Source organism: Brucella pituitosa (assembly GCF_003049685.1).
In the GTDB taxonomy this organism is placed as follows: Bacteria; Pseudomonadota; Alphaproteobacteria; order Rhizobiales; family Rhizobiaceae; genus Brucella; species Brucella pituitosa.
Genome location: NZ_PYSY02000001.1, coordinates 738,227 through 758,534, shown reverse-complemented (window position 1 = coordinate 758,534; position 20,308 = coordinate 738,227). Strand labels below are relative to the sequence as shown.

The following is a 20,308-nucleotide window of genomic DNA, read 5'->3' as shown; positions in this document are numbered from 1 at the left end:
GGTTTTCCGGGGCTTTTTCTTATGCTTCTTTTACTACTTTCACACCGACATGTCGCGCCCGTCCAGCGCCCCAGCCATTGATGGCAGCGCCCACGCCAAGCAGGGCAAAGAAAACACCGCAGGCAGCAAAACTGCCCGTTGCACCATGGATCATTCCCACGACCAGCGGTCCGATGGAGGCCAGCGTATAGCCTACACACTGCGCCATGCCCGAGAGGTGTGCAGCCGTATGGGAATCCGGCGAGCGCAGTACGATAACCATCATCGCAGCTGCAATCAGACCGCCCTGCCCAATTCCTTGAATGGCTGCCAGTATCCAGAAGCTCCATTGTGGCAGATAGAGAAAGCCGATCAACGGTAAGGCAGCGCAAAGGCAAAGCACAGCGTTGAGTAAGCTCTGGCTTTTCTGTCGAATGGCAATCGACGGGATAGCAAGACAGGTCACGACCTGCACCATGATTGAGAACGAAACCAAGCCCCCAGCCGCGGTTGCACTCAAGCCCTGCTCGCGTAAGATCGGAGCAAGCCAGCCGAAAACCACGTATGCCATGGAGGATTGCAGCCCCATAAAGAGCGTAACCTGCCAGGCAAGCTTATCTTTCCAGAGCCCGATGACCTTAAATCCGGAATGCGCAACATTGTGCTTTGCACGTAGCGCCTGCGGTAACCAGAGTGCGAGTACAAGAGCTGCCGGGATAGCCCAGAACGCAAGTGCCAGGTTCCACGAACCACCCAACATGTGTTCAATCGGAATCGTGAAACCTGCTGCGGCGGCAGCGCCTCCGCACAGCGCCATCGTATAAAAGCCGGTCATGATCGCAGCTGTTTTAGGAAAATCACGCTTCACAACACCGGGCAGCAAAACATTGCCGGTCGCAATAGCAGCGCCAGCCAATATTGCGCCAATATAGAGGGAGGCCGAATTGCCGATGCCGCGGATTGCCGTGCCGATGGTCAAAACCACGAGCACAAAAAGCAATACGCGCTCAGCACCGAACCGCTGCGCGAGACGCGGTGCAAAAGGTGCAAATACACCCAGACACACAACTGGCAATGTCGTCAAAATACCTGCAGCAGTTGCCGACATACCCGTTGCTTCGATAATTTCTGGCAGAAGGACCGAAACACTTGAAAAGACGGGGCGCAGATTAGCTGCAATCAGCACGAGGCTTAAGCCCAGCAGCACACGCAAAGCCGGACTTGGCATACGCTGTGCGGCAGGCTGCGGCACACTATCGGCTTCCGCATCGACAAATGGCTCTGCATGTTGCGCCAGTTCTTCTTCCGTCACAGAACGCGACGAAATCTCATTTGTGTGGCTCATGATGCCAACAGCCTTTCAAGTTCTTCAATCAATGGCGCCATAAATCGCCGCACCGCAGCGCCCGCAAGATCGGGATTGCCGCTCGCTATGGCTTCAACAATGGCACGATGTTCTTCGTGATCTGGTTCCGGCAACTCTCCGTCGAGTGTTGCTTCTATCGATTCCCGAATGGACTGGGAAAAGAACGCATAGACTGCAATCAGCGCGATATTGCCCGATGCTGCAACAACGGCTTCGTGAAACGCAAAATCCCGCGATACAAAATCGGTTCTGCTGTCGTGTGCACGTTTGCTGCGCTGCTCAAGCTTCAATTCAAGATGACGGATCGTTTCCGGCGTTGACCGCTGCGCCGCAAGCCGCGCCGCTTCAACTTCAAGGGCAGCCCGCGTTTCAAAACGATCACGCAGGCTGGTATGGCGAATCCGGTCAAGGCTGCGGGTCGTATCGGCCGCTGATAAGACATAGGTTCCCGAACCCTGCCTCGTTTCCAGCATGCCTTGAGCGACAAGCGCGCGCACAGCTTCACGCACGGTTCCGCGGCTGACCCCCAATCTGGCAGAGAGACTTGCTTCATTAGGCAGTTGTTCGCCCACGCGCCAATTGCCCGCTGTAATTTCAGCCCGAATGGACTGCTCGGCTGCATCCGCCAAGCTTTTTCTCGATAGCGTTTCCATAGATCACCAAAGTCATCGGATGACTTGATGAATTATCTGTCATAATCTCGCATGTCAATGTGGATTACACGCGGCGCTTAATCTGCTTTAACCGTGTCTGCCGCATTCCGTTAACAATTTTCGCGCAATGTGGCAGGCTAAAATTGAGACTATTGGACCGGGTGCCGCATGATTACGCTTTACTGCCTTAACGGAGATCATCTCGAAAGCGTCGAGATAGAACCGGGCAACCCATTGCCCGACAATGTAATATGGATCGACCTGCTCGCACCGGGCGTCAATGAAGATCACATCGTTGAGGCATGGACCGGCATTTCCATCCCTACACGCGAAGATATGACAGAGATTGAAGAATCAAGCCGCTTCTACATGGAAAGCGGTGCGCAGTATCTGACCGTTCCGATCCTGCATGCAGTTGATCTCGATCACCGCGAACTGGCACCGGTCACCTTCATCCTGCATGGGTCGCGGCTCGTCACTGTGCGTTACGCCAATCCCAAGTCCGTCAGCATCTATATTGCGCGCGCCATAAAGCCCGGCAACGGATTGATCCCTGCCAAATGCTCTGGCCTTTCCATCATGCTGGGAATTATCGAGGCCACCACCAACAGGCTTGCGGATATTCTGGAAGGCGTAGCGGGTAAGATCGACGCGGCCTCGCATTCCATCTATCGCCGTCAACCAAAGGCCCGACCGATGACGACCGAGGATTTCCGGCATATCCTCACGCAGATCGGTGGACAGGGAACCTTCCTATCCCGAATGCGTGAAAGCCTTGCTGGCGTCAGCCGCATGCTGGTTTATCTTTCTGCGATCAACAGTCCCGTCGCCACCAAAAAAGACACCCGATCATGGATCAAGTCGCTGGAACGCGATGCGCAATCGCTTGTTGCTTACGTGGACTTTCTGTCCAATAAAGTCACATTCCTGCTCGATACAATCGTAGGCCTCATCTCAGTCGAGCAAAACGCTATCATCAAGATTTTCTCGGTTGCGGCAGTGGGCTTCATGCCACCGACACTGGTTGCGTCCATCTACGGCATGAACTTCTCTTTCATGCCGGAATTGAACTCACCCTGGGGATATCCGATGGCGCTTGGTCTGATGGTCGCCTCAGCCCTGCTTCCGCTTTTCTACTTCCGCAGAAAGGGCTGGCTGTAGACATCGTAGACAGTGCAACTCCAATGTTATATCATAAGTTATAACACTGGAGAGAAGCCATGAATGTTACCCTGCGCAAGATCGGCAATTCAGAAGGCGTCATCCTGCCCAAGGAAGTGCTGGAGCGGCTTAATCTGCACACCGGAGATACACTTGTTCTCACAACTGACGCAAATGGTCTGAGACTAACCCGTAGCGAAGACGCTCCCGAAGTTTTCGAAAAGAAAATGCAGATCGCACGCGAGCGGATGAAAAAATACGAAACGGCTTATCGCGTTCTTGCGAAATGATTGATTTCCATTCTCGCGCATTTGTTGAAGCTCTACACGATGAGCAACTGCGTCTGCATGGAGGCGCACCGGGAATCCGGGATTCAGGCTTACTGGATTCCGCTCTCGCTCGCCCCTTGCAAAAGCAGGCCTATGGTGAACCTGATCTCTTCGATCTCGCGGCGGCCTATTTGTTCGGTATCTTGAAAAACCATCCTTTCATAGATGGTAATAAGCGCACAGGACTAGCCACAGCGGACTTGTTCTTGTATTTCAATGGCTACAGTCTCGAAACAGAGCAAGAAGACATTATTCAACTCGTTCTGATGGTATCAACGAGTGAAGTCGATGAGCATGGCGCTTCCGCATTTTTCCGCGATCATACTGTAGTTCTTGATGAAAGTTAGATCACCTTCACAGCCACTATCTCCCATTCTTTACCGTTGATCATGACAACGTCGCCTACCGGCTTACCGAAAAGCATAATGGCGACCGGGGCCATGTGGGATATCTTACCCTTGGCCGGGTCAGCTTCGTCTTCGCCAACAATAGTCCATGTGCGGGCTGTTCCATCGAGATCTTCAAGATCGACCGTCATACCAAAACGCACAACATCGCTATCGGGCTCCGGCACAGACAGCTCCGCTGTCTCGCGTCGCGCGGTCCAATAGCGCAAATCGCGCGAAAGGCGCGCAATTGCCGAGCGCTCGCCCGCGACATTCGCTTCAGCCAATTCGCGTTGCAACCGCACGAGTTCATCCTCAATCAGCTTCATGCCATCTGGCGTGACGAGATTTCGATGCGGGCTTATGGGGCGCTCACCGAGATCTGTCGGAGCGTCATCCTGTTCCTTGGTAAAAGCTCTGCTCATCCTTCGAATGTATGCAGAGCAGCCGATACGTGCAAGCCCACGGCCTTATCTCACTAATATTTCCATCGTCCCAAAATACACGACCTCATTCCTTCGAGTTTTTATTGATTGATCAGTCAATCAAAGATAAAATATGCCGGAATAGCCTTAAACCAGGACAACCATTATGCCCAAGATCGGGATGGAACCTTTACGGCGGCGCGAACTGATCGACGCCGCCATCCGCACAATCGGCCAACGCGGTTCGCTGGATGTAACTGTTGCACAGATTGCCCATGAAGCAGGCGTCTCACCCGCGCTCGCGCATCATTATTTTGGCGGCAAGGACAAGCTCATTCTCGCTACCATGCGCCATCTGCTTCGCGAACTTGGGAGCGACCTGAATGCAGCAATGAAGTTCACTGAAACGCCGCGAGAACGTATCGCAGCGATTATTGCGGTGAATTTTTCTGCTTCACAGTTTGCACAGGAAACGATTGCCGCCTGGCTCACCTTCTACGTCCATGCGCAGCAATCAGAAGACACCAAACGGCTTTTACGCATTTATGCACGCCGCCTGCATTCAAATTTCGTCTTTGCACTTCAACAACTGACCAGCCGCGACCATGCAAATCGCATTGCCGAAGGTGCGGGTGCGCTGATTGACGGGCTTTACATCCGCCATGCGCTGGGTGCCGACGCGCCAAATGCAACATCGGCGATCGCTCTTGTAGAAGATTACATTGCCGTTCAGCTTTCGGTGGAGAAATGAGCATGGAAGCGGACTTCGTTATTATCGGCTCCGGTTCTGCGGGTTCAGCTATGGCCTATCGCCTCTCCGAAGACGGCAGACATTCGGTTATCGTGATCGAATTTGGCGGACCGGACATCGGACCGCTGATCCAGATGCCTGCCGCTCTCTCCTTCCCCATGAATATGGAAACTTATGATTGGGGATTTTCGACCGAGCCCGAGCCGCATATTGGTGGACGCAGCCTGGTCACGCCGCGTGGCAAAGTGGTTGGCGGCTCTTCTTCGATCAACGGCATGGTCTATGTGCGTGGCCATGCCCGCGATTACGATCACTGGTCGGAGAGTGGCGCGCGCGGCTGGTCCTATGCCGATGTGCTGCCCTATTTCAAGCGAATGGAAAACTCGCATGGCGGACAGGACGGCTGGCGCGGAACGGATGGTCCGTTGCATATTCAGCGTGGCCGACGCGACAATCCGCTGTTCAAAGCCTTCGTAGATGCAGGTCATCAGGCGGGCTTTGAAGTGACAGAAGACTATAATGGTCAAAAGCAGGAAGGCTTCGGCCCGATGGAGCAGACGATCCATAATGGACGTCGCTGGTCCGCTGCCAATGCCTATCTGAAACCGGCTTTAAAACGTCCGAATGTCAAGCTTGTCAAAGGCCTTGCACGGAAGATCGTGCTTGAGGGCAAACGCGCCGTAGGCGTCGAAATTGAAGCAGGCCGCACCTTCTCAACCATTCGTGCACGACGCGAAGTCATCATCGCAGCCTCGTCGATTAACTCTCCAAAGCTTCTGATGTTGTCGGGCATTGGCCCTGCGGCACAGCTGAAAGAACATGGTATCGATGTGGTTGCAGACCGTCCCGGCGTCGGCCAGAATCTGCAAGATCATCTGGAAGTCTATATCCAGCAGGAATGCACGCAACCTATCACGCTCTACTCTAAGCTGAACCTGTTCTCAAAGGCGATGATCGGCGCGCAATGGCTGTTTTTCAAATCTGGAGATGGCGCCACCAACCATTTTGAATCTGCCGCCTTTGTCCGCTCAAAGGCAGGGATAGAATATCCCGACATTCAGTATCACTTCCTGCCCGTCGCCATTCGTTACGATGGTAAGGCGGCAGCGCAATCACACGGATTTCAGGCACATGTCGGGCCGATGCGGTCCAAATCTCGCGGCAGTGTTACGCTGCGCTCAGCCAATCCACGCGAAAAGCCACGGATTCAGTTCAACTATATGTCGCACGAGGATGACTGGGCGGATTTCCGCCATTGCGTGCGGCTAACACGAGAAATATTCGGCCAGGATGCCTTCGCGCCCTTTAGTGGCGCAGAAATTCAGCCCGGCGCGAATGTGCAATCGGATGATGAAATCGACAACTTCCTTCGCGAACATGTGGAAAGTGCATTCCATCCTTGCGGAACCTGTAAGATGGGTTCAGTTGACGATCCGATGGCAGTGGTTGATCCTGAGTGCCGTGTTATCGGAATTGAGGGTCTGCGTGTTGCAGATTCGTCTATTTTCCCGCGCATAACAAACGGCAATCTCAATGGGCCGTCTATTATGACCGGCGAAAAGGCTTCCGACCACATTCTGGGACGCACGCCCCTGGCGCGCTCCAATCAGGAACCGTGGATTAACCCACGCTGGCAAGTTTCCGATCGTTGATGAAACCCGAGGAGAATAAAATGAAAGTACAACCTAAAGCCTCGCATTTCATCGGCGGCGCATTCGTAGAAGACAAAACAGGAAAACCACTACCCGTTTTCTATCCGGCAACAGGCGAAGAAATCGCCAAGCTTTATTCGGCAACGCCTGATGTGATTGAAACTGCCTATGCAGCAGCACTCAAGGCGCAGGGCGAATGGGCAGCACTCAAGCCTGTCGAACGCGGCCGCATTCTGCGCCGCACCGCTGAAATCTTACGCGAGAAAAACAAGAAACTATCGAAGCTCGAGACACTCGATACCGGGAAAGCACTTCAGGAAACACTGGTTGCGGATGCAGCCTCGGCTGCGGATGCACTTGAATTTTTCGGCAGCATCATCTCCGGTTTCAATGGTGAGTTCGTAGAACTTGGCGGATCGTTTGCCTATACGCGCCGCGAAGCGCTCGGCATCTGCGTCGGCATTGGCGCATGGAATTATCCTATTCAGATCGCTGCATGGAAATCCGCCCCAGCGCTTGCCATGGGCAATGCCTTTATCTTCAAACCATCAGAAAACACGCCCCTCTCCGCGCTCGCTCTGGCTGAAGCCTATAAGGAAGCAGGTCTTCCCGATGGCCTGTTCAACGTTGTTCAGGGTTTTGGTGATGTGGGGGCAGCACTCGTCAATCATCGACTGACCGCAAAAGTTTCGCTGACGGGATCCGTCCCGACTGGCAAGCGGATCATGTCGCAGGCTGGCGAACATCTGAAGCACGTCACGATGGAGCTTGGTGGCAAGTCTCCAATTATCGTTTTTGACGACGCAGATATTGAAAGCGCTATTGGCGGAGCGATGCTCGGCAATTTCTATTCAACCGGTCAGGTCTGCTCCAACGGCACCCGTGTGTTCGTCCATACGAATGTGCATGAACGATTTGTCGAACGTCTTGTCGAGCGTACACGCAAAATCCGCATTGGTGATCCGCTGGATGAAGCGACCCAGATGGGGCCGCTTATCAATGGCGCACAGCGCGACAAGGTTCTGTCCTATATCGAAAAAGGCAAAGCCGAAGGCGCAACCCTTGCCTATGGCGGTGGCATTCCAAAACTGCAGGGATTCGACAAAGGCTGTTTCATTGAGCCGACCATCTTCACAGACGTGACCGACAATATGACGATCGCCCGGGAAGAAATCTTTGGACCTGTCATGAGCGTTCTGGAGTTTTCTGATGAAGCAGAGGTCGTTGCACGTGCCAACGATACGGAGTTTGGCCTGGCGGCTGGCGTCTTTACAGCTGACATTGCACGTGGACATCGCGTGATCGGACAGATCAAGGCAGGAACCTGCTGGATCAACGCCTATAATCTGACACCTGTGGAAGTGCCATTTGGCGGCTATAAACAGTCTGGCATAGGGCGTGAAAACGGCATCGCAGCTCTGACGCATTATAGCCAGATCAAGACCGTCTATGTAGAAATGGGCAAGGTCGACAGCCCTTACTAAATCTTTGCTTAGCTAAAACTTCAAAGACCCGATAATATTAGTTACAACTAATATTATCGGGTCTTCTGTATTTATCATGCCGCATTATATTTACGCCACAATATCGGTAGATAAACTCCGAATTGTCAAAAAATTGATCACTATATATCTTATTATATTGAATCTTAACGACTAATTGATTGCTATTATCGAATAAGCTGCGCCGGGAACATAACAATAGCCTCCCGCGACGGGGTACGAATGACAAAAGAGCTGTTTTTATCGACAGATATGGTCGATCCTGAAATTCGAGACGATTTCTGGCGTGACGCTGTAAAGCTGTTTTACGAAGTTTCATCGCTCGACGATGAAAATGAAAAAGGCTTTATCGGCACATTACGTTCTTACCCCTTCGGCAACATGCTGGTTGGCTCTACAACATTCAACAGTCAGCATTATGAACGTACAACGAATATCATCGCTCAAAACGGTCTTGATCATTATGTTCTTCAGGCCATGCTCGCTGGCACTCTGAGCGGTGACTTCAATGGCGTTGCTGTCTCCGCGAAGCCCGGTGACATGTTCATTCTCGACATGGCGCAAGTCATAACCAGTCAAGCCGAAGCAGGCGCGCGCTTGACCATCATCATGCCGCGTCAGGAGCTTGAGAAACTTGTTGGCTGGCGCAATCTGCATGGCATGGTTCTCAGGGCCGAAGCTCCAACGACCCAACTCCTGTTCGAATATCTGCGTGGCTTGAATGATGTTGTTCAGGAACTTTCAGCGACGGAACTGATTGCAGCCAAGGATGCCATGTTGGTGCTACTTGCTTCATGCATCAAAAGCGCAGACAAAGGTTCGGTCGAAAGTGTCCCGATCAACCTGCCGATACGCAACCGTATCCTCGCCTATATCGACAAGAACATCACCAATCCGCTTCTGGGGCCCCATTCGATACAACAGCATTTCCGCATGTCACGTTCGCATCTTTATCGCGCCTTTGAGCCAGATGAAGGCGTCGCTAAGGTTATTCGCGACAAACGATCGGATCTCGCCTACCGGATTATCATCGACAAAAACGGTAAGACGATTTCCTTGAAGGAAGTTGCCTATCGCTGCGGATTTCACGATAGTACACAGCTGACCAAAGCCTTTAAGGCCCGTTTCGGACTTACGCCCAAGGAGGCGCGTGAAGCTCAAGATACAACACCGCTGCAGAGAGCCGGTGAAACTCTGACTATTCATGAGCGTCTGTCCATGCAGGCCAAGAAGGCCGGCATTCTCTAAAACCACATCGAACAAATTGTGCTTAGAGGGCGCAGCAAAACCGATGCGTCCAATCGATAGCTATCAGGCAATTGCCGCGCCGGTTCGCATGCTGAGCCAGCCAGAGCCGTTTGAATAGGCCATTTGTGGGCCGGTGCTTGCATCACTGACGAAAACCATCGCCCCTGCACCATGGGCTGCTGCCGATGGCAAATTTGCTATCGCAAAAGATGCAGGGCGTATCGGCCCGTCGACATGCAGACGAGTTTCCGGCCATATTGAGCCTACGGCAACATTTCCAGTAGCACGGTCGACTTTGACAGCTTCGCGCCAACTGCCGACATCATCGCCAACCTTGATGCTGAAATTATTGTCGCCATTGAGTCCCATCTCTGCATGCCCGGTCCAGCCTGACTGGAATAAAAGACTTGCCGTATTTGTGGCCGCCTGTTTGTTGACTTTGATCTGATGACCGGCGCCCGCATTGTTAAAGAGGCTTGCTTCTGACGAAATTGCAAAACGGTTGATTGCATCCGCTGTGGCCTGCACACCAAGCATGGACAGCGACAGGTTATCAGGCACAGAACCTGTGACTTCCCACGCGGAGCCATTGAACACCAGCAATCTGCCTTCATCCTCGACATAGGCAAGCCAGCCTTTTGCGACTGCGACAAAGGACCAGCCGTCATCAATGAAGAAGGCTATCATTCCTTCTCGTCCCGCCCACTGTCCGGTAGCTTGGCTCGCAACAATATGCCGCTCCCCGGATAGAGGCGTGATCGGCGCGCCAGTCTGCACCCGCGACTTCACACTGAGATGTACGACCGCATCAAGCAATCGCAGTGCCTCATTATGCGTGACGTGCTTCTGCGCCTGACTGGGCATGATATAGGGAAGTTTGAGATTTGGTGTTTGATCCATAAAAAGCTCCTCGCGTTGGTAATGCGGGGAGCTTAATGGCTTTCAGGCAGAGGGGGATAAGTCAGCTTCCGCGATAGGTCGAATAAGACCAGGGACTGACCAGAAGTGGCACATGGTAATTACCGTCTTCATCCGCTATCGCGAAACGGATTGGTATCAGATCGAGGAAGGGAGGATTGGCAACGTCGGCGCCGCGCGCTTCAAAATATTCGGCAACATGAAAATGCAGCTCATAAATACCTTCCTGCATTTCATTACCGCTCAGCAACGGCTCATCTGTGCGACCATCGAGATTGGTCACAATACGTTTGATCAATTCCGTCTTTCCCAAAGCTCCAAGCCGATAAAGCTCAATCCGCATTGCTGCCGCCGGGCTACCGTGCGCAGTGTCGAGAACATGTGTGGATAGCTTGCCCATTTTGATCCTCAGATTTGCGTTTCGAAAGCCGGGATTGCCTCGATGCGATAGGCGACATCCGGAAGGAAATATTCCTCCAGATTACCCTCGTTGCCTGCACGGTCAACAATAAGAAAATCTGACGTCTGCTCAAGGGATACAAGCGGATGATGCCAGACATTACGCCAGTAGTTGACGCCCTGATCACCCCGCGCCAGAAACGCTTTCGGTCGCGCAGGCTTGCCTTCGACATCTTCTGCAACTACGACCAGAAACGGCCTGCCATTCAAGGGCACGAAAGCCTGCGATCCGAAAGGGTGTCGCTCCATCATCACGATGTCGACTGGAGCTGCGAAAGATTGTCCGCGAAAGATATTGATCAGAACACGCGCATCAGTACCGGTAGCCTCGACGCGGGCAAGATCGTGAAAGCGTTCCGTCGTGCCATTATTGATGAGACGCCGCTCAGCGCCGTCCACCTCTATAACATCCCCAAAAGGCGCAAAAGCCGCCTTTGTCAGCGGCTCAACTTCCAGCACTTCAAACTTCACGCTTTTCTCCCCACAAACCCATTTCACACGTTTCGAGACGCACTCTTACAAAGCTTTGCAGCCGACAGATTGTCAATCGCAAAGCAGTTTCAACAAAGTTATGAAAAAGGCCTAAGCCGTTCAAAGCATCAGAGCGGCCCAATTTAGAATGGACCGTTGTAGCCACTCTAATTGTTTGCTTTTTGCTCATCACCCCACACAAAACCGCTTCGCACTTTTGCTAAAAATGCTTTAAACCGAAGATGAACCGGCAAACCAAAACGAGTTGGATTATTCAATGGCGCTTGATTTCGACGGCAGCTTCTCCCCTGAATACGGGGAACCGGTTGCCTTGCGTGAAGACCTGCTCCGCCTGACTGCGAATAATCCGAGCGCTTTTACATTTCATGGCACAAACAGCTATATCTTAGGGACCGATACGCTCGCCGTTATCGATCCGGGTCCAGAGGACGAAACGCATTTTCAGGCTCTTCTCGCCGCAGTTGCCAAGCGTCCGGTAAGCCACATTTTTGTAAGCCATACCCATCGCGACCACTCCCCCCTTGCAAAGCGGCTGAAGGAACAAACCGGTGCTCTTGTCGTTGCCGAGGGTCCGCATCGCCCCGCCCGTCCTTATTATAGCGGCGAAGTGAACTTGCTTGAGGCGAGCGCTGATACCGACTTCGTACCCGATCTGGCATTATCAGATGGGGAGACGATAGACGGTGACGGTTGGGTGCTGCGGGGCATCCACACGCCCGGCCATGCAGCCAACCACATGGCTTTCGGCCTCGAAGGCACAGGCATCCTGTTTTCTGCCGATCACGTGATGGCATGGGCGACGTCCATCGTCGCGCCGCCAGACGGTTCGATGAGCGATTACATGGCTTCGCTTGAGAAGCTGCTTGAACGCGATGATCATATCTATCTGCCGGGCCACGGAGGTGCAGTCACCAAGCCAGCAGCGTTTGTGCGAGGATTGCGCGCACATCGTAAAATGCGCGAACGCGCAATATTGGAGCGGATTATTCAAGGCGATCGCACAATCCCGGACATGGTCAAAGCGATCTATCGCGATACCGATCCGCGTCTGCATGGCGCTGCGGCGCTTTCGGTACTGGCACATCTGGAAGATCTGGTCGGGCGCGGTGAAATTATCACTGATGGCAACCCATCCCTAAATGGTATCTATCAGCCGCGATGATCATTCAACATCGGCTGGTGCTTTATTGACCTCACCTTCGAGCGCGGACAAGAACTCGGTAATGAAAGCCGCATTCAGCCCCATGTCCCGCTTTCCATAACGTGACAAGGACCGCATATCGACGTAAGTGGTTTCGCCTTCATCAAGCAGACGGATAACCACATCGCTCTTCAAGCCAAGAAAAGGGCTGTGGGCCGTCGCAGCAAAACGCGTTGCATTCTGTTCCGGCAAAGGAATATCGCGACTAATTTGCGTCCAGCCAAAGGCTTTGAGGGTATTCTCAACCCCTTGCGCAACCCGATCTGGAGCTGCCGGATAGCGGCGTCCCATCACATCCGGATAAGCCGACATTTGCCCCAGCATATCGCCGTCGACGTCAACCAACAGCGGGTTCATACGTGGCAAGCGCGGCGGCATTGTCGATGGAAACTGCGGCGGCGTCTCAAAATCAGTTGTCAGATCATAAAGCCGTGGTGAGCCATACCAAAGAGAGCCTGCAAAACAGAGCGGCAGCAGCACCGCAAATGCCAGAAAACTGCCACAGAAAGAGCGCGCACCGCCCTTATCGCCATTGACCCACAAATTACGCAGCCCTTTTGCTGCACATAGCAGCGCGAGTATCGCAAGAGCACCACTGAGTGCAGCAACCAGAACAAAGTCAGGCGTTTCCAGCCTGCCGAACCTGTGCAGGATAAGCCCCAGTGCCAAAAGCACGGCCGCAAATACGCCAAATCGCAAAGCCCAAATGGCTGAGCGCGACTGTCGGCGTTGATAGCGAAGTTTTCTCATGCAGGGTCCCAACTGCGTTTCAGAGTGCTTCCATGCATAACAGAGACAGCTCAGCCGCAAAGGAAAAAGGCAGGGCGCGCACTGTCAATTCATCCAGTTACAAAGAGTGAGCGGGAAAAATAGAGTGAAATCAATATAAAAGCTATTGCAGCAACTTCTAACGAAGGGCATGATCGCGTATATGGGGGCTTTTTTCGGATTCGTCGGAGAGGACGACATGGATCGCACCCTTCATAATGGCCATGCGCCAGCTACATCCAGTGCTGTTGAAGCGGAACAGGATGTCATGACGCTGGAAGCAGTCGAGCTTGAATTCGCGCTCGGAGCCATCGACGTTCTGATCGAAGGATTTGACACTGCCCTTGCCAAGGCAGCAGAACGTGTAGGCGGAGAAGTTCTGTTCAACATGCCTGCACTCGACACCAGTGAAGCACAGCGCATTGGCGCAATTGCCATTGCAGGCCAGCCGCAGGATCAGGTTGTCTTTGTCACATTAGGCAATGACGGCACGACGCTTTCCGTTGCTCCACTGACTGGCGAGAATGCTTTGTTTGAAAGCCTTGGCCGCAACTATGCAGCAGTCATGAAAAGCCTGTCCCCAAAAGACAAGACTAACGGCGGTTGAGATCTCAAACCATCACTTGCTTGCGGGTGGCTTTGCAAGCGCCGCAGGCGCACCCGCATGCAGATTATGTGCAGGCACCGGGTTAAGCGTCATGGACGTCTCAACATCTCTTAGCTTCACAAACTTCATGCCCTTGGCCTGGAGTGCCAGAATGCCTTTGGCCACGCCCTCACCTGCCGAGCGCGTTGGCTGGTTGATATGCGAAATGATGACATCACCATCGCGTGCAGCCGAAATGCGCCGTGCAACGACAGGCGCGAGCAGTGATGCACCCTGATCGCCATTCAATGAATAACCGCCGATTTTGTAACCCATGCTTTCCGCGAGTTTAACCGCATCGGTCGAATAGCGGGCCGTTGCATCACGATACCATTGCGGTTTTGATCCACCTGACTTCGAAATTGCATCAGCACCACCATCAATCTCTGAACGAACGGCATCAAGTGAACCTGCCGTTTTGATATTATACATGGTCTGCACATTGGTTATGGCTGGCACATGCATATTGCCGTGGTTCTCGATGTCGAAGAGGTCAGGATGGGCCTTCATCACCGCAAAGGCTTCCGCATTCTGCTTCAGCCAGCGTCCAGTGACAAAGATCGTCGCTGGAATGCGGTTCTGCACCAGCATATCGAGAATACGGTGATCCGTTTTCCCCATACAGGCATCAAGTGTGAGCGCCACTTGCGGCGCAGCCGCCCCACCCTTTGCGATACGTAATTGTGGTTCCACAATACGGACTTTTTCGCTGTTTTCCGGCTGCGGCAGCGCGTCATATGCGCGGGCTGCAGTGCTGAAACAAATAAGCGCGACCCCCGCCGCAAATAACTGACGCAACATACCTGCCCCGATAAATAAAAGTTCTGGCGATAAGACTTACAGTCTACAGCGCCAGAACCAAAGCCGAATTATGGCAACTAATTTTAAGGCCCATCTGATTCAATCAGATGGGCCTTCTAAAGTCTTCACTTGACGCACATCTTATTCGAAAACTGTTTCACACTTTTCAGGATGCGCTATTGCGTGCTGCGGCTTGGGCTGCCGCCAGACGTGCAATCGGCACACGAAAAGGCGAGCAGGACACATAATCAAGGCCGGTCTTCTCGCAGAAAGCTATCGACGTCGGATCACCGCCATGTTCGCCACAGATACCGAGCTTGAGCTTGTCGCGTGTTTTACGTCCACGCTCTGCTGCGATCTGGATCAGTTCGCCCACACCGTCTAAATCAAGCGAGACGAACGGATCCTGCTCGATCACACCGCGGCTCTGATAAGTCGAAAGAAACGGAGCAGCATCATCGCGCGAAATTCCGAATGTCGTCTGCGTGAGATCGTTGGTGCCAAATGAGAAGAATTCTGCTGTCTCTGCAATCTCGGCAGCACGCAGAGCCGCACGTGGTAGTTCAATCATCGTGCCGACCATATAGTCGATCTGAACGCCAGCTTCGCTGATAACCTCTTTTGCCACAGCATCAATGCGTGCTTTGACAAAATCAAGCTCTGCCTTGAGGCCAACCAACGGCACCATGACTTCCGGCACGACTGGTTCACCCGTCTTTTTACCAGCTTCGACTGCCGCCTCAAAGATCGCCCGCGCCTGCATTTCCGCAATCTCTGGATAGGACACTGCCAAACGACAGCCGCGATGGCCCAGCATCGGATTGAATTCGTGCAGACTCTCGGAACGCTCGCGCAGCTTGTCGGCATCGACACCCATAGCACTTGCCACTTCCGCGACTTCTTCGTCCGTGCGTGGCAGGAACTCATGGAGCGGCGGATCGAGCAAGCGGATTGTAACCGGCAGCCCCTTCATGATCTCGAACAGTTCGACAAAGTCCGAGCGCTGCATCGGCAGAAGCTTGGCCAAAGCCACGCGTCGCCCCTCCTCTTTATCGGCAAGGATCATTTCGCGCATTGCGATAATGCGCTCGCCTTCGAAAAACATATGCTCGGTACGGCACAGTCCGATACCTTCCGCACCGAACGAACGTGCTGTGCGGGCATCTGCAGGTGTTTCCGCATTGGCCCGCACTTTCATGCGACGTGTCTTATCTGCCCATTGCATCAGCTGACCAAAGTCGCCGGAAAGCTCTGGCTGCAACATGGCGACCGCCCCCTTCAGCACCTGACCGCTGCCGCCATCAACAGTGATAATATCGCCTTTTTTGAACGTCTGACCTGCAGCCAGCATCGTGCCGTTGCGGTAATCGACACGCAGCGATCCTGCGCCAGAGACACATGGCTTGCCCATACCGCGCGCGACAACCGCCGCATGGCTGGTCATGCCCCCGCGTGTCGTCAGAATGCCTTCGGCCGCGTGCATGCCGTGAATGTCTTCCGGGCTCGTTTCAACGCGCACGAGAATAACATTGCGACCTTCAGACTTGGCCTGCTCCGCGTCTTCTGACGAGAACACGATCTCACCCGTCGCAGCCCCTGGCGATGCTGGCAGGCCTTGCCCGATGACAATACGCTCTGCGCGAGGATCGATGGTCGGATGCAAAAGCTGGTCAAGTGCTGCCGGATCAATGCGCAGCACGGCCTCTTCTTCTGTAATCAGCCCTTCGGCGGCCATTTCGACAGCCATTTTAAGGGCTGCTTTGGCCGTTCGCTTGCCTGAACGGGTTTGCAGCATCCAGAGCTTGCCCCGTTCAATCGTGAATTCGAGGTCCTGCATGTCACGATAGTGACGCTCAAGTCGATCAGCGACTTTCAGAAACTCGGCAAATGCTTCCGGCATTACCTTCTCAAGCGACGGCTTGTCGGAACCAGCGGCAATGCGCGCCTCTTCTGTGATATTCTGCGGCGTGCGAATGCCTGCAACAACGTCTTCGCCCTGCGCATTGACCAGAAACTCGCCATAGAGCTTCTTTTCGCCGGTGGAAGGATTACGGGTAAAGGCGACGCCGGTTGCAGAGGTCTCGCCCATATTGCCGAAAACCATCGCCTGAACATTGACCGCTGTCCCCCACTGAGCGGGGATATTGTGCAAACGGCGATAGGTGATGGCGCGCGCATTCATCCAGCTTGAAAAGACTGCACTGATCGCACCCCAAAGCTGTTCGCGCGGATCTTGCGGAAATGGCGCACCCAGTTCTTCTTCGACCTTAGCCTTATAAAGCCCGATGACTTCCTTCCAGTCATCCGCGCTCAACGCTGTATCGACTTCGACACCAAGGTCGGCCTTCTTGTCTTCCAGAATTTCTTCAAAGAAGCCATGATCGACGCCCAAAACCACATCTGAATACATCTGGATGAAGCGGCGATAGCTGTCATAAGCAAAACGCTCGTCGCCCGCCTCGCGCGCGATAGCCTGAACGGTCTCATCATTGAGGCCAAGGTTCAGAACCGTATCCATCATGCCCGGCATGGAGGCACGCGCACCGGAACGCACAGAAACCAGCAACGGCTTTTCCGTGCCGCCGAATGCGCGACCGGTCAGCTCTGCAACATGGTCCAGTGCTTTTTGAACTTGTTCGTCGAGTTCATCCGGATAGGAGCGTTCATGGTCGTAATAGGAGGTGCATACTTCAGTCGTGATTGTAAAACCGGGCGGCACTGGCAGACCAAGGCTGCTCATTTCAGCCAGGTTCGCTCCTTTGCCACCCAGAAGGTTGCGATCGCTCGCAGCACCCTCTGCCTTACCATCACCGAATGCGTACACCCACTTCGCCATGCTGGCCTCCCTTGCGCAGGTAATGGTCCGCAATGTCTGTGCTTTTTCCACAGGCCTGCAGAAACTATCTTCGTGCTTATGCGATCAAGTCGTTACCTGCCAATCAAAAAAGACAAAGCACCGTAATAGAATCGATTAGACCTCACAGGTTAGCCATGATGCGCAAATTTAATTGCAGAGCCAGACAAATAGGGATTGTTTTTTTGCAATGGCTGACTGCGTGTTGAGCGGTTAGGCTCCGGAACCGTATTCGTCGGAGGCCCCATGATTTCAGCACCAGTTTCACTCACGTTTCGCGCACCTCGCATAGAGGATGCAGAAGAAATATGCGCAATAACCAATATGCCCAAGTTTCGGGCGAGTACATCCCGTTTGCCGTTCACACGCGTTGAAAACACGCGCCAATGGCTTTCAAACCTCAAAGATCGACACACCGTCATATTGGCCATTCTCGACGGAAAAATTGTTGGATGCTGCGATATTTGTCGCGCGGACGGACGGCGAATACACGCAGGAACAGTTGGTATCGGCGTGCATGATGACTATCAGGGCCAAGGCATCGGTACTGGTCTTATGCACCAGATCATTGATGTGGCAGACAATTGGCTTAACCTCCACCGGCTGGATCTGACGGTCTTTGCTGACAATCATCATGCCATTCGGCTTTATGAAAACTTCGGCTTCGAACGTGAAGGCGTTTTACGGTCCGATGCCTTCCGAGACGGGGAGTTTGTCGATTGCATCATGATGGGGCGGCTGCGCTTTTAATAACCAAAACAGCCTGTTAATCGAAATCGGATATCACTTGACAAAGTGGCGCGTCTTCTCTCAATATAAGAACAAATATAGAACATTTGGAGTTAGACATGCGTATCACTGGCAAGCTTGATTATCTTGAAATGCCTGCGGCCAATGGGTCGCTCGACACCGCAAAAAGTTTCTATGCACGTGCCTTCGGCTGGTCGTTCGTAGACTATGGCCCAACCTATTCTGCATTTGCCGAAGGTTTGGATGGTGGCTTTGACGCTGACCCGCAAGCCACCTCAAAACCTTTGCCAGTGCTTTATTCGGCAAAGATTGAAGAAACGCTGGCTTCCGTGACCGAGGCTGGGGGAACGATTGTGAAACCCATTTTTGCCTTTCCCGGTGGGCGTCGCTTTCATTTCACCGATCCTGCGGGCAATGAGCTTGCTGTCTGGAGCGACAAGTAGCAACTTTCATTGTCACTGGTTGACAGCAGCGACCATATGGAAATGATGCCGCGTATCTTATTTAGTTCAACATAGAATTCGGTGACATGCGCTTCATCCTTCCAACTGTCCTGCTCTCCTTCGCCGCCACGTCAGCATTTGCTCAAACGACCGCGCCTGCACCCGACAGCGCACCGCTTAGCCGGTGCGAAGAATTTCTCAAGGGTATGAGTATTCTCAAGCCCGGCAAGGATTATACGGTCAGAGATATTCCTGATGGCTGCGTTGTTTCGAACGGCATTTATCAAGCCATGAGCATTATGGGGTGGACAGTCGAAAGAGCCGTTCTGGAAGTTGATCGCCTGCAGGACTATCTTTCTGAAGCCCCTGATTTGAGCAAAACTGCACCGCAGTGGGGGCGCTTAGCGGTGGATGGCGTGCGCATGACGCTGCAAAGCGGTAGCAAAGTATCGGATTACATCACTTCAATTCAGCAATGGCCGATGGATTTCGCAGCTTCTTATCGCTTCAATCCGGAAAGCGGATATCTGCACATTCAGAACGCAGAAATCAGCAGCATAAAGATGGGTAAGGCTTCAGTTTCTGCGGAAATCAACCTGCCCGTCGATTCATCCGTTGCGAGCCTTACGGTTAATCCAACTGCAACGCTTTCGCATCTGCGCTTGCGCCTTGATAATCAGGGACTGTGGGAGAGTATTGCCCTCCCCGTCCTTGCCAATTACGCCGCACTGCCATCTGAAACCGGTGAAAGCGACCCGGAAGTCGACATTGCGCGTCTGCGCGATATAGCAAGCAAAGGCATTGACGCCCTGCCCGACAGCCAGATCGATGCAGATTCCAGAAAAGCGCTGGCTCGTTTTGTTCAGGACATGCCAAATCCTACCGGCTTTTTCACAATGGATATACATTTCGACAAGCCGTTGCCAATCGGTCTCAAGGACCTGGAGCCGGGCAAACTTGCAGAACACGCGCTGACAGGCGCAAAGATCAGCGTAACCTATAAGGCTCGCTAATCAGACAAAACGCGAAGCGAGAGCATTTCCAGTTTTGATTTAAGTGTTGGAAATGCTCTATCTATCTGTTTTAGAGCGCGTTTCGATCTGATTGGATCAGATCGGCGCTCTAAATATTTGTTTTAACGCGCATCTTTGTCCGAAAACCGTTTCACACTTTTCGGGATGCGCTCTAAGCGCATCTTGCCAAACAAAGCAGTATCAACCGCCATGTCCACATCTCTATCATCACTTGAAGCCGCCGCTAAATATCTATCGCAATCAGACAAAGATCAATTCTTCAAAATTAAGCGCGAAATGGAAGCGTCAGGTGCATCCAGAGCAAGCATTGAAGAACGTCTTCATGCATTCATCTGGCAAGTCATTGAAGCCGATGATGATGACGAAAGCGAAAATGAAGAGTGATATTGTCACTCAGCAATTAGAGCACCAATCTGATTGGATCAGATCGGCGCTCTGACCATTTGTTTTAACGCGCATCATGTTCCGAAAACCGTTTCACACTTTTCGG

At 52.9% G+C, this 20,308-nt stretch carries 22 protein-coding genes; 13 read left to right on the top strand and 9 right to left on the bottom strand.

Annotated elements, in window-relative coordinates:
* Positions 1–19: 19 nt before the first annotated feature.
* Entirely contained in the window at positions 20–1,324 is a 1,305-nt protein-coding gene (locus tag C9380_RS03645; protein WP_128093009.1) for a CynX/NimT family MFS transporter, read from the bottom strand.
* On the bottom strand, positions 1,321–1,998 hold the full coding sequence (locus C9380_RS03640) for a FadR/GntR family transcriptional regulator (RefSeq protein WP_128093008.1): 678 nt from the start codon (positions 1,996–1,998) through the stop codon (positions 1,321–1,323). Before C9380_RS03640 ends, C9380_RS03645 begins: the two co-directional genes overlap by 4 nt.
* Before the next feature lie 168 nt (positions 1,999–2,166).
* On the opposite strand from C9380_RS03640, the gene C9380_RS03635 reads away from it, so the two are divergent.
* From C9380_RS03635 to C9380_RS03625, 3 genes are read left to right on the top strand one after another with little or no spacing between them, the layout of a single operon-like run.
* Positions 2,167–3,159 carry a magnesium transporter CorA family protein gene (locus C9380_RS03635; RefSeq protein ID WP_128093007.1) on the top strand — a complete coding sequence of 331 codons (993 nt, stop codon included), beginning with the start codon at positions 2,167–2,169 and terminating at the stop codon, positions 3,157–3,159.
* Positions 3,160–3,218: 59 nt separating this feature from the next.
* Positions 3,219–3,449 (top strand): AbrB/MazE/SpoVT family DNA-binding domain-containing protein, encoded by a 231-nt coding sequence (locus C9380_RS03630; RefSeq protein ID WP_024897242.1) that lies wholly within the window; start codon positions 3,219–3,221, stop codon positions 3,447–3,449.
* Positions 3,446–3,835 carry a type II toxin-antitoxin system death-on-curing family toxin gene (locus tag C9380_RS03625; RefSeq protein ID WP_111786272.1) on the top strand — a complete coding sequence of 130 codons (390 nt, stop codon included), beginning with the start codon at positions 3,446–3,448 and terminating at the stop codon, positions 3,833–3,835. The genes C9380_RS03630 and C9380_RS03625 overlap by 4 nt, the downstream gene beginning before the upstream one ends.
* Here the strand turns inward: C9380_RS03625 and C9380_RS03620 are convergent.
* Positions 3,832–4,299 (bottom strand): GreA/GreB family elongation factor, encoded by a 468-nt coding sequence (locus C9380_RS03620; protein WP_111786271.1) that lies wholly within the window; start codon positions 4,297–4,299, stop codon positions 3,832–3,834. The two genes, C9380_RS03625 and C9380_RS03620, sit on opposite strands and share 4 nt — an antisense overlap.
* Positions 4,300–4,465: 166 nt before the next feature.
* Between C9380_RS03620 and betI the strand changes: the two genes are divergently transcribed.
* The 4 genes from betI to C9380_RS03600 all read left to right on the top strand — a co-directional run bounded on the left by betI (position 4,466) and on the right by C9380_RS03600 (position 9,452).
* On the top strand, positions 4,466–5,050 hold the full coding sequence (betI, locus tag C9380_RS03615; RefSeq protein ID WP_024897239.1) for a transcriptional regulator BetI: 585 nt from the start codon (positions 4,466–4,468) through the stop codon (positions 5,048–5,050).
* Positions 5,051–5,052: 2 nt separating this feature from the next.
* Positions 5,053–6,702 carry a choline dehydrogenase gene (gene betA, locus C9380_RS03610; RefSeq protein WP_111786270.1) on the top strand — a complete coding sequence of 550 codons (1,650 nt, stop codon included), beginning with the start codon at positions 5,053–5,055 and terminating at the stop codon, positions 6,700–6,702.
* 20 nt (positions 6,703–6,722) lie between these two features.
* Positions 6,723–8,186: a betaine-aldehyde dehydrogenase gene (gene betB, locus C9380_RS03605; RefSeq protein WP_111786269.1), complete on the top strand. Its 1,464-nt coding sequence runs from the start codon at positions 6,723–6,725 to the stop codon at positions 8,184–8,186.
* Positions 8,187–8,426: 240 nt separating this feature from the next.
* Positions 8,427–9,452 (top strand): helix-turn-helix domain-containing protein, encoded by a 1,026-nt coding sequence (locus C9380_RS03600; protein WP_128093006.1) that lies wholly within the window; start codon positions 8,427–8,429, stop codon positions 9,450–9,452.
* Positions 9,453–9,515: 63 nt separating this feature from the next.
* Here C9380_RS03600 and C9380_RS03595 read toward each other — a convergent pair whose 3' ends face one another.
* From C9380_RS03595 to C9380_RS03585, 3 genes are all read right to left on the bottom strand, one after another.
* Entirely contained in the window at positions 9,516–10,352 is an 837-nt protein-coding gene (locus C9380_RS03595) for a DUF2793 domain-containing protein (RefSeq protein ID WP_024897235.1), read from the bottom strand.
* Positions 10,353–10,413: 61 nt separating this feature from the next.
* Positions 10,414–10,770, bottom strand: a complete 357-nt coding sequence (uraH, locus tag C9380_RS03590) for a hydroxyisourate hydrolase (protein ID WP_128093005.1) — start codon at positions 10,768–10,770, stop codon at positions 10,414–10,416.
* Positions 10,771–10,778: 8 nt separating this feature from the next.
* Positions 10,779–11,300, bottom strand: coding sequence for an ureidoglycolate lyase (locus C9380_RS03585; protein WP_128093004.1), 522 nt, complete (start codon positions 11,298–11,300; stop codon positions 10,779–10,781).
* A 277-nt stretch (positions 11,301–11,577) separates the two neighbouring features.
* On the opposite strand from C9380_RS03585, the gene C9380_RS03580 reads away from it, so the two are divergent.
* Positions 11,578–12,483, top strand: a complete 906-nt coding sequence (locus tag C9380_RS03580) for an MBL fold metallo-hydrolase (protein ID WP_128093003.1) — start codon at positions 11,578–11,580, stop codon at positions 12,481–12,483.
* Here the strand turns inward: C9380_RS03580 and C9380_RS03575 are convergent, their stop codons facing one another.
* On the bottom strand, positions 12,484–13,272 hold the full coding sequence (locus C9380_RS03575) for a DUF1499 domain-containing protein (protein ID WP_100559512.1): 789 nt from the start codon (positions 13,270–13,272) through the stop codon (positions 12,484–12,486).
* A gap of 217 nt (positions 13,273–13,489) precedes the next feature.
* On the opposite strand from C9380_RS03575, the gene C9380_RS03570 reads away from it, so the two are divergent.
* Positions 13,490–13,897: a hypothetical protein gene (locus C9380_RS03570; RefSeq protein WP_024897230.1), complete on the top strand. Its 408-nt coding sequence runs from the start codon at positions 13,490–13,492 to the stop codon at positions 13,895–13,897.
* 12 nt (positions 13,898–13,909) lie between these two features.
* Here C9380_RS03570 and C9380_RS03565 read toward each other — a convergent pair whose 3' ends face one another.
* Both C9380_RS03565 and ppdK read right to left on the bottom strand, forming a co-directional pair.
* On the bottom strand, positions 13,910–14,737 hold the full coding sequence (locus C9380_RS03565) for a polysaccharide deacetylase family protein (protein WP_128093002.1): 828 nt from the start codon (positions 14,735–14,737) through the stop codon (positions 13,910–13,912).
* Positions 14,738–14,903: 166 nt separating this feature from the next.
* On the bottom strand, positions 14,904–17,573 hold the full coding sequence (ppdK, locus tag C9380_RS03560) for a pyruvate, phosphate dikinase (protein ID WP_128093001.1): 2,670 nt from the start codon (positions 17,571–17,573) through the stop codon (positions 14,904–14,906).
* 264 nt (positions 17,574–17,837) lie between these two features.
* Here ppdK and C9380_RS03555 point away from each other — a divergent pair, with 264 nt between their 5' ends.
* The 4 genes from C9380_RS03555 (at position 17,838) to C9380_RS03540 (ending at position 20,202) form a co-directional block, all read left to right on the top strand.
* The gene (locus tag C9380_RS03555; RefSeq protein ID WP_128093000.1) at positions 17,838–18,341 is read left to right on the top strand and encodes a GNAT family N-acetyltransferase; all 504 of its coding nucleotides are present in this window, start codon (positions 17,838–17,840) and stop codon (positions 18,339–18,341) included.
* Positions 18,342–18,439: 98 nt separating this feature from the next.
* Entirely contained in the window at positions 18,440–18,784 is a 345-nt protein-coding gene (locus C9380_RS03550; protein WP_024897226.1) for a VOC family protein, read from the top strand.
* A gap of 86 nt (positions 18,785–18,870) precedes the next feature.
* Positions 18,871–19,797 (top strand): hypothetical protein, encoded by a 927-nt coding sequence (locus C9380_RS03545; protein ID WP_111786264.1) that lies wholly within the window; start codon positions 18,871–18,873, stop codon positions 19,795–19,797.
* A gap of 135 nt (positions 19,798–19,932) precedes the next feature.
* Entirely contained in the window at positions 19,933–20,202 is a 270-nt protein-coding gene (locus C9380_RS03540) for a hypothetical protein (RefSeq protein ID WP_247877557.1), read from the top strand.
* The last annotated feature ends 106 nt before the right edge of the window (positions 20,203–20,308 follow it).